The 13333-nt window shown below is 43.2% G+C and carries 8 protein-coding genes; 5 read left to right on the forward strand and 3 right to left on the reverse strand.

Annotation, left to right across the window (positions count from 1 at the left end):
• Positions 1-20: 20 nt before the first annotated feature.
• A complete protein-coding gene (locus JMX18_RS06640) occupies positions 21-3779 on the reverse strand; it encodes a nitrate reductase subunit alpha (protein WP_201586030.1) in 3759 nt (1252 codons plus the stop codon).
• A 391-nt stretch (positions 3780-4170) separates the two neighbouring features.
• Positions 4171-5535 carry a NarK family nitrate/nitrite MFS transporter gene (locus JMX18_RS06645; RefSeq protein ID WP_201586032.1) on the reverse strand — a complete coding sequence of 455 codons (1365 nt, stop codon included), beginning with the start codon at positions 5533-5535 and terminating at the stop codon, positions 4171-4173.
• 354 nt (positions 5536-5889) lie between these two features.
• Here JMX18_RS06645 and JMX18_RS06650 point away from each other — a divergent pair, with 354 nt between their 5' ends.
• The 3 genes from JMX18_RS06650 to JMX18_RS06660 are packed head-to-tail and all read left to right on the forward strand — an operon-like array spanning position 5890 to position 9872.
• Positions 5890-7944, forward strand: coding sequence for a histidine kinase (locus tag JMX18_RS06650; protein WP_201586040.1), 2055 nt, complete (start codon positions 5890-5892; stop codon positions 7942-7944).
• Between the two features lie 55 nt (positions 7945-7999).
• Entirely contained in the window at positions 8000-8659 is a 660-nt protein-coding gene (gene narL, locus JMX18_RS06655) for a two-component system response regulator NarL (protein WP_201586047.1), read from the forward strand.
• 25 nt (positions 8660-8684) lie between these two features.
• Positions 8685-9872, forward strand: a complete 1188-nt coding sequence (locus tag JMX18_RS06660) for a cytochrome P450 (RefSeq protein ID WP_201586049.1) — start codon at positions 8685-8687, stop codon at positions 9870-9872.
• A 72-nt stretch (positions 9873-9944) separates the two neighbouring features.
• Here the strand turns inward: JMX18_RS06660 and JMX18_RS06665 are convergent, their stop codons facing one another.
• On the reverse strand, positions 9945-11426 hold the full coding sequence (locus JMX18_RS06665; RefSeq protein ID WP_201586051.1) for an MFS transporter: 1482 nt from the start codon (positions 11424-11426) through the stop codon (positions 9945-9947).
• Between the two features lie 382 nt (positions 11427-11808).
• On the opposite strand from JMX18_RS06665, the gene JMX18_RS06670 reads away from it, so the two are divergent.
• Positions 11809-12192 (forward strand): DUF1971 domain-containing protein, encoded by a 384-nt coding sequence (locus JMX18_RS06670; protein ID WP_201586053.1) that lies wholly within the window; start codon positions 11809-11811, stop codon positions 12190-12192.
• 95 nt (positions 12193-12287) lie between these two features.
• The gene (locus JMX18_RS06675) at positions 12288-13235 is read left to right on the forward strand and encodes a DMT family transporter (protein ID WP_201586055.1); all 948 of its coding nucleotides are present in this window, start codon (positions 12288-12290) and stop codon (positions 13233-13235) included.
• Positions 13236-13333 lie beyond the last annotated feature (98 nt).

Below are 13333 nucleotides of genomic sequence, written 5' to 3' on the forward strand. Positions count from 1 at the left end.
ATTAATATTAAAAAGTGCTATTAGCCATCAATGGTTGTTGGTAATGGGCGCGGTAGTGAATCATCTGGTTTTTCTTCTAACCAGTCGATCTTCGACATTTTGCGAATCACTACGAACTCATCACGGTTACAGCCTACGGTTCCATAGTAGTTAAAGCCATAAGACTGCTGCGCATAACTACCAATCATATGGGTCGGTTTCAAGATAGTACGAGTGACCGAGTTATGAATACCACCGCGAATACCGGTTTGCTCAGAGCCTGGTACGTTGACCAATTTTTCTTGAGCGTGATACATCATGGTCATGCCTTCTTTAACCCGCTGACTGACGATAGCGCGAGCAGTGATAGCACCGTTAGCATTAAAGACCTCAATCCAGTCGTTGTCGACGATATCTGCTTTTTGAGCATCAACTTCTGACATCCACACACAAGGACCACCACGGCTAAGCGTCAACATCATTAGGTTTTCAGAGTAAGTACTATGAATACCCCATTTTTGGTGCGGTGTTAAAAAGTTCAGTACAATCTCTTTATTACCATTAGGCTTAGCGTTTTTGATAATATCAGTGGTTTTAGTATCGATTGGTGGACGATACTGCTGCATTTGCTCGCCAAACGCCTGCATCCATGGATGATCCTGATAAAACTGCTGACGGCCAGTAATGGTACGCCAAGGAATCAGCTCATGAACGTTGGTATAACCAGCGTTATAGCTCACTTCGTCGGACTCAATACCTGACCAAGTCGGGCTTGAGATGATCTTACGCGGCTGTGCGACGATATCTTTAAAGCGAATTTTTTCGTGTTCGCTCGATTTTGCCAAATGCGTGTGATCACGACCGGTAAATTCAGATAGAGCAGCCCAGCCTTTAACCGCTACATGACCATTGGTTTCAGGAGCTAACATCAAAATCATCTCTGACGCATGCACAGCGGTATTTATCTGTGGTCGACCTTCAGAGATACCGGGCTCAGTAACTCGGTGATTAAGATCACCCAATTGCTTAACCTCAGTTTTCATATCCCAATTCAAACCTTTAGAGCCGTTACCTAGTTTTTCTAACGCAGGTCCAAGAGAAGTGAATTTTTTATAAGTGTTAGGATAGTCACGCTCAACCACTTTAATCATTGGGCAGTTCTTACCCGGTACTGGTTTTTCACCTGCTGTTTTCCAGTCCGTACCACCAAAGGGCTGTGCCAGCTCACCAGGGCTATCATGCTGCATGGGTAGGGTTACTACATCAGTCTCAACCCCTAAGTGCCCTTTGGTTAACTCAGAAAAGCTTTTGGCAATGCCTTTATAAATCTCCCAGTCGGTCTTAGATTCCCAAGCTGGATCTGTAGCAGCCGTCAATGGATGAATAAACGGATGCATATCTGAGGTATTCATATCATCTTTTTCATACCAAGTTGCGGTAGGTAAAACGATGTCAGAATATAAACAGGTAGATGACATACGGAAGTCTAAGGCGACTACCAAATCAAGTTTGCCTGTTGGGCCTTTTTCAACCCAATCGACTTCTTTTGGCTGCAAATGACCGGTAGGGTTCTCTTCGTTGAGCAAACCGTTTCTAGTGCCCAAGAAGTAATGGAGCATATATTCATGACCCTTACCCGATGAACCCAAAAGGTTTGAGCGCCAGATGAACATATTGCGTGGGAAGTTCACAGGATTATCTGGTGACTCACAAGCGAAACGTAAGCTACCATCCTCTAAAGAGTCCACTACGTGATCTTCAATCCCTTTACCTTTTGCCTGCGCTTGGGCGGCAATGGTCAATGGGTTACGGTTAAGCTGCGGCGCTGAAGGTAACCAGCCTGCACGCTCGGCCTGGATGTTGTAATCGAGCATGTGCTCAGGGAAGAACTTTTTATTAGCATTAGGAGACAATATCTCGTGAGCCGAGATGGTCTCATGACGCCACTGTGAGCTGTGGTTATAGAAAAAGCTGGTACCGTTCATATGACGCGGCGGACGATGCCAATCAAGAGCAAACGCTAATGGTAACCAACCGGTTTGCGGGCGTAGTTTTTCTTGACCAACATAATGCGCCCAGCCACCACCTGATTTACCGACACAACCACAAAGCATCAACATGTTGATAACGCCGCGATAGTTCATATCAAGGTGATACCAATGGTTCATGCCGGCACCGATGATAATCATCGATTTACCGTGGGTCTTGTGAGCGTTTTCAGCGAACTCACGAGCCACTTGGATAACACGCTCACGGCTAAGACCAGTGATCACTTCTTGCCATGCTGGCGTACCTGGCACGGTAGCGTCATTATAATCGTCGGTGACATGGTCGCCGCCAACGCCATTATCGACGCCCAAGTTAGCTACGGTTAAGTCAAATACCGTTGCTACTATAGCGCTTGAGCCATCGGCCAATTGTACAGTTTTACAAGGTACGGTTTTTTGCTGGATAGGCTCACCTGGTACTGAGGTAAAGTGCGGATGATCCACATGCCCGAAGTAATCAAAACCAACGACGCAAGTCTCGTTGCTATCTTTTAGAGTCAAGGTTAGATCGATATCTTCACCGGTAGCTCCGCTTTTTTGCTCGAGGTTCCATTTACCTTTTTCGCCCCAACGATAACCAATCGAGCCTAAAGGCGATACTAGCTCACCATTACTGTTGAGACCGATTGTTTTCCACTCAGGATTATTTTCTTCACCTAAATTGTCCACTAAATCTGAGGCACGTAGATAACGACCCGGACGACGTGCGCCCTCTTCGCCTTCTAGCATCACTAGAACAGGTAGATCAGTATAGCGCTTAGCATAATCTAAGAAATAGTCGCTTGGCTGCTTAAGATAGAACTCTTTGATAATGACGTGACAAAAGGCTTGGGCAACTGCCGCATCTGTCCCTTGTTTAGGGTTGAGCCATAAGTCAGTTAGCTTAGAGATTTCAGCATAGTCAGGAGTTATAGAAACCGTTTTGGTGCCTTTATAACGAACTTCGGTAAAGAAATGCGCATCTGGTGTCCGGGTTTGCGGTACGTTAGAGCCCCAAGCGATGATATAGTCAGAGTTGTACCAATCGGCTGATTCAGGTACGTCTGTTTGCTCGCCCCAAGTCATTGGAGAAGCTGGTGGCAGGTCACAATACCAATCATAAAAAGACAGGCAAGAGCCGCCGATAAGCGATAAATAACGCGTACCTGCTGCGTAACTCACCATCGACATCGCTGGAATAGGTGAGAAGCCAATAATACGATCAGGACCATAAATCTTGGCAGTATAAACGTTACTAGCGGCAATGATTTCATTGACTTCAGCCCAGGTCGAGCGGATAAAGCCACCAAGTCCACGCTTAGATTTATACTGTTCAGCTTTGATCGGGTCTTCTACGATACTTTCCCACGCATCAACAGGATCTGGATGCTGGGCTTTGGCTTCACGCCACAATTTTAGTAGTGGTTTACGTACCTTTGGATATTTAACCCGGTTAGCTGAGTACATATACCAGCTATAGCTGGCGCCACGTGGACAGCCGCGTGGCTCATGGTTTGGTAGGTCCGGACGGGTTTCTGGATAGTCAGTTTGCTGAGTTTCCCAGGTAACTAGGCCATTTTTGACATAGATTTTCCATGAGCAAGAGCCGGTACAGTTAACCCCATGCGTTGAGCGCACAATCTTGTCATACTGCCAGCGGCTGCGATAGACGTTCTCCCACGCACGAGACTCATCACGGGTCTCACCATGTCCATCGGAGAACTCTCCTTTTTTACGTTTAAAAAAGCGGAATTGGTCGAGTAAATGACTCATTAGGCTATCCTCTATTTTGTGGCTTATGTTATGAGCTGTGATCGTTTTGGCGCTGATTACATAGAGTGGGGTAATATATCTGGGTTCAAATTTACGGCTCTATATTTATAAGCGGTCAATATTATTTCGATATCATCATTCTAATTAACTACCCATAGCCTTACTATTATCTAACGTGAGCAGCCAACTACTCCCTTGGTGGTAGTCGCTAACTAAGCCCTAACTATTAAAACCCACTTAAAATTGTGATTAATTTAAAATACATAAGACGCTTGGTAATAAATAAAAAAAGCCACTTAACTAAGTAAGTAGCTTTTAAAAAGGCATAAAGGATTTTTGAATAGCTTGGTAGAGCTTCTAGAATAATAGCTTCTAAAATAAACAGAGCTATTTAAGAAGGGTAAGGAGCATTTTTACGGCTGTAATACCACCATGTTAGCGCTATACAAACGATATAGAACACTATCAGAACAATAAAAGTACCATAAGCGCCCAAGCCTGAACCAAACATTTTAGGAATAAAGAACGCACCGTAAGCGGCAAATGCTGAGGTAAAGCCAACGACTGCTGCCGCTTCTTTACGAGCTTCTACCAATAAATTTTTGGTACCCAGTTTTTCATGTAGCGTTCTAAAGATGACCGGAATCATACGGAAGGTAGAGCCATTACCAATACCAGTAGTAATAAACAGCACCATAAAGGAGATGAAATAGCCTGTAAAGCTGCCTGGACGAGTTTCGCTAGGCAAGAAGAACATCACTGCTACTACCGCTAGCACCATGACAATATAGTTCCAGAAGGTCACTCTTGCGCCGCCTATTTTATCGGATAACCAGCCACCGAATGGACGAACAATTGCACCTACGAACGGACCTAGAAAGGCGAACTTTAACGCATCAATTTCAGGGAATGAGCTCTTGATGAGCATAGGGAAAGCCGCAGAATAACCGATAAAAGAGCCGAATGTTGCTAGATAAAGAATACACATAATCCAGTTATGTTTACGCTTAAAGATAATCGATTGATCTTTAAAAGAGGCTTTGGCATTAGCCAAATCATTCATACCAAACCAAGCCAGAACTGAGAATAGAATGATGAAAGGTACCCAAATAAAACCGGCGTTCTGTAAGTAAAACACTTCGCCTGTGCTGGTAACTTGAGGGTCGCCGCCTAGTGAGCCGAATACAGCAAAAAGAATAACTATAGGCACTACAAACTGCATTACCGATACGCCCAAGTTACCTAAACCGGCATTAAGACCAAGGGCTGAGCCTTGTTTTTCTTTAGGATAGAAAAATGAGATATTAGCCATAGATGAGGCAAAGTTCGCTCCACCAAATCCACACAATAGCGCAATGATAGCGAATGTCATAAAAGGCGTATTAGGGTTCTGTACGGCAAAGCCCATCCATAGCGATGGAATTAATAGCGAAGCCGTTGAGATCGCTGTCCAGCGCCTACCACCAAAGATCGGCACCATAAAGGAGTAGAAAACTCGTAAGGTCGCCCCTGATAATCCGGGCAAAGCCGCCAACCAAAAGAGCTGTCCTGAATCGAAATTAAAACCAATTTCAGGCAAGCGCACAATGACTGCGCTCCACACCATCCATACTGAAAACGCTAGTAGTAATGATGGGATAGATATCCACAAGTTACGACTCGCAACCTTTTTACCGCCCTCCTCCCAGAACCTTTCATCTTCAGGTCGCCAGTCAGTGATGAGCTTACCACCTTTCAAACTATTATTAGTGCTCATTCTGTTCCTCACTTAGTATCATGTATACTCAATTTTACTTAGCATTTTTATATCATTAAGTGCTTATAAAAACACGGTGCGCAGTAGCCTTTAAGGGTGCATATAGCTATCAATCAATGAACTACTGCGATTATTCGTTAGTCATAACTTTCTATGTACTAACGAAAGGTAATAACTCACGTTACTTTGTTACTACAATTATTAGTATTCATACATAGTGGTATACTGATAGCTTAAAGAGGTATATTGATTATCTGTTCTTGACTAAAACTGCGGTTGCGCCGAGATCTTTATTTGTTTTAGAGTCAATATTCTTACAAACACATATTATTGATAGATAAAGACTTATTCATTATGAATAGTATATTACGACAGTCTCTCCCCGTTCAGGCTTGGGTATCCATCTGTACCATTGCCTTATTGTGCTTTATGTCCGCTTTAGGTGGTGGGGTATTGGCGTGGGTATCAGAAGCCGATGCACAAGCTATCAATACCGCAGGGTCAATTCGGATGGCGACCTATCGTATTAACTTTCAAATTGCTACTGACTTTACTGCGGACAGCCCATCGAATTTGAGTATCGCTGTTGAGCAAGACCGTTTGAATGAGACTTTAGAAAAGGAGGTATTGGCTTTAAGTGAGTCAGCAGGTACAGGTATTCCCAATCAAAGCAGGTCTGCCAAAGTAGATGCCTTAGTGACTGATATGGAAAACCGACTCACCAATTTACGTGAGTATCAAATGGCTTATGCCAACAAACATAGAATCATCAATGACCAGTTGCAACGTATAGAGTCGCAGTGGTTCAACACCCTCAAACCTATTGTTTTGTCGCAAAATAAAGAAGCTTTTTATGATGCATCGCCACCTTACATCAGAAACGTCGATAACTTTGTCAATGAATTACAGATTAGAAATGAGCAGCGGCAGATATGGCAACAGTTCCTACAAGTGCTATCGTTAATCTTGACCATTATCATTATGCTGATTGGCATGTATAAGCTACGCCAGAATGTCCTGGTGCCAGTGCAGCGCCTTATTAAAGCCAATAGTCTATTTAAGCAAGGCAAGCACGATACTAGAGTGTCTATCTCTGGCTATACCGAGTTCAAAAAGCTGGGCGATTCTTTTAACAATATGGCCAGTACCATTGAGACTCATCAGCGCTCACTCAAAAGTGAGATGCAGATAAAAACCAAACATTTAACCACAGCTAATGAAGTGTTGTCACTGTTCTATGACTTCTCCAAACAGCTGACCACCAGCTCCGTTACTTTATATAAGCTCGACCAATTGATTACTGACTTTGGGCATATATTTCCTCATTTAGACTTCACCTTATGTATTCAAAACGATATCTTAAATGGGAAGGAAGCCATCGCTCTACACGATGACAAAATGAAAGAGCTGTGTTCCAAGCTTAGCTGTGATAACTGTTTTATTAAAAACAACGTTTATGCTGAAACCTATCCCATTACTCACCAAAATCTTGAGTTTGGAGAGTTAAAAGTTCGACCTAAATCTATTTTGCTTATGAATAGCGAGCTTGCTACAGAGCTTGATGCTAAAGATAAAAAAGAGGATAAAACCTCTAAACGTATTCAGACCGTAGATCTGGACTCTACTTATCTAAATGCTGAAAATAGTGAGCTGATTACTGCGCTCACCAACCTTATCGGTACCGCTTTGTCATTACGTAAGCAGCGTCAACAAGAGCATCAAATTATCTTGTTAGAGGAGCGCTCAACGATTGCAAGAGAGCTGCACGATTCGTTAGCTCAGTCGCTGTCTTATCTAAAGATTCAAGTAAGCGTATTAGAGAAACGCTTAGAGAACGCTTCTGAAGCCGCCAACGATGATCATGTTTTGCAGAGTATTAATCAAATAAAGCTCGGTCTCAGCTCCGCTTATCAGCAATTAAGAGATTTACTCGTCACCTTCCGTCTTACTATAGATAGTGATAACTTCGATGAAGCATTACGTGAGGCCGCTGATGAATTTGCGACCAGAGGTCATTTTGATATCCAAATAAATAATAGTATTATGTCGCTCAATTTAAGTGCAACCGAACAAGTGCATCTGGTCCAAATCATAAGAGAGGCACTATCAAACATCAGTCGTCATGCTATGGCCAAAAACGTAACCATTGATTTAGGCTATGATGATGAAAGCAATTATATTGTCATGAAAGTGTTAGATGACGGGGTCGGTATAGTCGGAGAAGTCGATCAAACCCAGCACCATGGTTTAATGATTATGAAAGAGCGTGCGCATAATTTAGGGGGTATTCTAAAGGTAAGTAGCAACCAACCCTCAGGTACCATTATTACGGTCAAATTCGCCCCTAACTTCTTTAACGAATATTTAATAGAAAAAACCAGAAGTAATACTACAGACGAGCTGTCTTAAGTTTTTAACTATTTGAATACCTTGCTTTTACGATTTTTTAATTTGTGAGTATCTTATGAGTACCAATGTTTATACCTCCAACTCCCCTGCCAAGCTGTTGTTAGTCGATGACCACCCCATGCTACGCCGTGGCATAGCAGAGCTACTAAGCTTGGAGGATGACGTAAAAGTAGTGGGTGAAGTTAGTAATGGACAAGAGGCTTTAGACTTTTTAGAAAATAACGAAGTCGACTTGGTAATACTAGATCATAAAATGCCAGTATTAACTGGTATTGAAACCTTGCGAGAAATCAAAGCTAGAGGTATTGAGGTCAAAGCTCTGTTGTTCACGGTCTCTGATAGTGGTGAAGATGTACAAGAAGCGCTGAAATTAGGAGTAGATGGTTATCTGCTAAAAGATATGGAGCCTGAGCTGATTATTCTTGATATCCGAAAAGTATTGCGTGGCGAGCTGGTCATTAGCCCTAACCTAGCATCGATATTGGCACAAACTATGCGTAAGCCCAGTATTGAAGATATCGCAGGCAATCTAACCAGTAGAGAGCTGCAAGTGATTCAGATGATAGCAGAAGGACTTAGCAATAAAATGATTGCTAATAAGCTAGATATTGCTGAGTCAACTGTCAAGGTACACGTTAAACATATTCTCAATAAAACTGGCCTACGTACTCGGGTGGAAGCTGCTGTATGGACGGTGAATCATTTGTCGAAATAGTTTAGTCATTTTTAAAGGGTTAACTATGTTTTCTTATCCTCAAAAAAACAATCTATCATCAAATCCCGAACCAGATAGTCATTCAAACCATGACCGACGTACCCTGACGGATAAGCTACGTCAACAACATGAAGTGATAAAAAATGATGCTGGCGAGTGGGTACTTTTACGCCATGCGGATGTTATGGCTGCTGCACTAGATGACAGCACTTTTTCTAGTCAAGTATCGCGTTTTTTACAAATACCTAATGGCCTTGATGGCGCTGAACATGACCGTTTTCGCGCCCTCATAGATAGCTACCTTAATCAATCAGCGCTTACTCCCTATTTACCTGTTTTTAAAGATGTCGCTTCAGAGATTATGAGCGCTTTACCTAAAGACACTGTAATCAATGCGGTCACCGATATCGGTGCGGTATTTGCAGTACGGGCTCAATGTGCTTGGCTTGGTTGGCCGGCTGGTCTGGAACCTGTACTCCTGCAGTGGATAACCGACAATCACAACGCTACTCGCTCAAAAGACAATGCCAAAATGGCGCAAGTCGCGCAAGATTTTAATGAAATTATTCGCTCGGTTATAATACCTTATCGTAGCGCAGATAATACAGATAATGCGCTTAAGGATATCGATGGGCATACGGTGACTGCGCAGTTGTGCTGTGAGCGTGTGGACGGAAGAGAGCTTAGCGAAGCTGAACTGGTGTCCATTTTACGCAACTGGACGGGTGGTGATTTAGGATCTATCGCTTTATGTGTTGGGGTTATTGTAGCCTATCTTGTTGAGCACCCTGAACAGATTAACGTCTGGGCCGGTGCCTCTAACACGGATCTTGAAGCCATGATTGATGAGGTCTTACGTATCGATGATCCTTTTCCATCAAACCGACGTGTTACTACCTGTCCGGTCACTATTGGTGAACATCAACTACCTAAAGGCGCACGCGTGCAACTAAACTGGACATCAGCTAACCGAGATGAGACCGTCTTTGGTGATAACAGCTTTGCGCCTGAAGATCACGCCGCTGATAACCTCGTTTATGGTATAGGCAGACACGTATGCCCTGGGCGACTACTGGCTACTTGGCAACTTAGAATAGCCACCCAAGCGCTATTAGCTCACATAAACCATATCGCTCTCGCTCCCAACCATCCGCTTGAACGTGAGCAACCACCCTTGGGCGGCTATAGAGATGTACCGGTGATTCTCAGCTAAATTAAAATGATAAAAAACCACCTAACAAGTTAGGTGGTTTTTCGTATTAAACATAGAATCATACTGAAAGTACTATCGAGCTTCATCCGCAGCAATTTGACGATCCACCGATGACATTTTGTACTCATCATCAAAGGCACCTTCAGGCTCTTGTAGCCAGAAGTAGCATATGACCCAAGCAACAAATGCGCCTATAGCAATGATAAAGAAGAACTGGTTAGGCTCTACAAAGGTGAAGATAAATAAGTAGAATACCGCACCAACGTTACCATACGCGCCAGCCATACCTGATATCTGACCCGTTAAACGGCGTTTAATTGAAGGAATAATACCGAAGGTCGCTCCCTCTGCCCCTTGCACGAATACCGAACAAAGTATGGTGAAAACAACAGCGATAAACAAAGGCCATTCAGCATTTAGCAGCCCCATAAGTCCAAAGCCAATACCGATACCAAACATATATATCAACATAACCAAGCGGCGGTTACCAACCTTATCGGAGATATAGCCACCTAGCGGACGCGCCCATAAGTTAACAAAAGCAAAGGTTGAAGCTACCAGTCCTGCTACCGTCGGATCAAGTTTCCAAGTGGCAGCAAAGAACATTGGTAGCATTGAGACCACCGCTAGCTCAGCGCCAAAGTTAGCAAAATAAGTAACGTTCAAAGCTGCTACTGATTTGAACGGATATTTATCATCCTCAGGAATACCCGCTTTGAGCATAGGCGCATTGACGCTAATAGCTTTGTATATCTGATAAACAACTACCACAGCGATCAGAATATAAAATCCCCAAGCCGCTGTTTCACCCAAAAAGCCCATATTCTGAGTCCGATAAACCAAGACCCCCAATATGCCGTATAAAGGAATGATAAATAGACAGTATAACCAAAGATCGCGCCAGCTTGAGACTTCTAAAGCCCCCGCCTTGCGAGCTTTTTTGTGCGTATCTACGGTAGGACCATCAGTAATCAAGAACCAATAAGCAACACCATAAGCGGCCATAAGTATACCGGATAAGGCAATAGCCCAACGCCAACCATCATCACCACCAAAGAATTGCAAAGCTACGGTTGGAATAGTGATAGCTGCTGCTGCTGAACCAAAGTTACCCCAACCGGCATAAAACCCTTCAGCGAAACCAATGTCTTTAGGTTTAAACCACAGCGCTGTCATATGAATACCGACGACGAAACCGGCACCAACGATAGACATAAATAACCGCGCCACAAAGAACTGCATGGCAGACGTACCAAAAGCGAAAAACCAAGTCGGTATCGCCATTATAACCATCAATATCGAAAACACTCGCCGAGGCCCAAAGCGATCCAAGGCCATGCCCACCACCACTCGCCCAGGAATGGTTAAAGCAACGTTTGCTATTAAAAATAACTTGATATGATCAGGTGTAAGATAATCCTCAGTTGCTAGCATCGAGGTTGCTAGCGGAGCCATATTGAACCACACGTAAAAGGTTAAGAAAAAAGCGATCCACGTATAGTGGAGCGCCCTTATATCACGGCGTTCAAACTCCAGTAATTCTTTTGCATGCATAATGAATACTCCCATCACCAATTTTTATAGTTGTGATGAGGGTAATGTAACAATAAGAGTAAGGGATAACTATTAGGCGAAAGCAGTATGCATTACACTTTAACTACTACTTAATGAGGACTAAGGAGTAGTTTTGTAACTTTTATGCCCGCTCAGTCACATCTACTGTTTAGTTATAGGTACCTATAACCTTCTACTTAAAGCTATTGAACTCACATTCAATCATTAAGACTAGCATCAAGTATTTATGAAAATCATGAGTTTTGAGCGTTATTTATACACCTTATTAATAATGATTATCATTTACATTGCAGTTTTAGAGGATTAAGATAGGAGAGGTATGATTCATTCAATTAAATTGAATTAAATAGGAAGGTTTATTATGAATAAGTCAGTTATACCCAGCCATTGGAAAATAAAACGCTCTACCCATTTTTTCACTAAAGATAAAGTACCCAAAGCTTTATTGACTCATCACAATACTGCTGAAGGAGTATATGGCCAGATTTGTGTGATGCAGGGGACAGTCACCTTTTATGGGTTTGCTAACGAAGCGGCTACCGAACCTGAGCAAACTATAATCATTCACGCAGGAGAATTTGCTGTTAGCCCGCCGCAATACTGGCACCGGGTAGAGTTAAGCGACGATGCTCAATTTAATATTAACTTTTGGACAGAAGGCGATACGGGCAATAAATCACTGTTCAATAGCTCTACTATTCACACTAAACCTATTGAGGCATTATTCGATAAAAATTCTGAGTGATAATATCTTAGCAACAATGAAATAGTGGTTAAAGCTATATCCTGATATAAAATGCTAATAGCCGTTTAGCCGTTGTTGAACCCCTAGGATAGTCCATGAGTGAACCTATAGAGCAGTCTGTGTCTCAGCAAAAAAGCCGCTGGTTAGTGCCTGTTATGTGTCTATTAGCGGGCGGCTTTTTGATAGGTATCACGACTAATGTAGCAAAATATGCTGGGGAGATAGGCTTAACTCCGCTGGCTTTTTTATTTTGGTCAATCGCAGGCGCTGCTCTTATTCTATTAGTCTTTGGACTTATGCGTCATCAGCCTCCACCTTTCAATATTCGTAGCATTGAATACTATTTAGTGGCGGCACTGGTCAGTGTCGCTGGTTCTAATCTAATATTCTTCTCAGCTATTCCTCGTGTTGGTGCAGGATTTGTGGCGCTCATTATTACTCTGCCCCCATTATTGACTTATGTTGGCGCTTTACTCTTGCGCATGGAACGTTTTCAGATCCTGCGGGCTTTGGGAGTAATAGCCGCCCTCATGGGCGCAGGGGTGCTAGCGGCACGCAAGTTTTCGGCACCTGATTCTAGTATATTTTGGATAATACTCGCGCTGTGTGGCCCCATCTTGCTGGCTATTGGCAATCTCTACCGTACTCTGCGATGGCCAGAGAACGCCTCTCCTACTGCGCTGGCACCAGGGATGTTAATAGCGGCGGTCATTTTGCTCGGCATGTTCAGCTTATTACCGAATTACTCGCTTGCGATCCCCTTAACATCAGCTTTACCCATTGCCTTAGTCGCCCTGCAAGCGGTTATCTTTGCCGGTCAATTCCTATTGCTGTTTTTGCTACAAAAAACCGGCGGTCCCGTTTTACTTAGCTTACTAGGCTCAGTCGGGGCGGTAGTCGGCGTTCCCGTCGCTATTTTCTTACAAGGTGAAGCGCCACCAGAGGGTCTGATACTCGGTGCTTCTTTGATTGCTCTGGGTGTAGCATTGGTAACTTGGGGCGGTATAAAGATAGCGAAAGGTGTTCACGATGAGCCTAATTAATAATAAATTTCAACAGAGCTTAAATTGACTATAGTTGGTTTTTGTCCTATGTTAAGGATACAACCTCCAATAAATCAGTAATATGGAGTAAAATCAGT

The sequence above is a fragment of the Psychrobacter jeotgali genome (genome assembly GCF_904846315.1).
GTDB lineage: Bacteria > Pseudomonadota > Gammaproteobacteria > Pseudomonadales > Moraxellaceae > Psychrobacter > Psychrobacter jeotgali.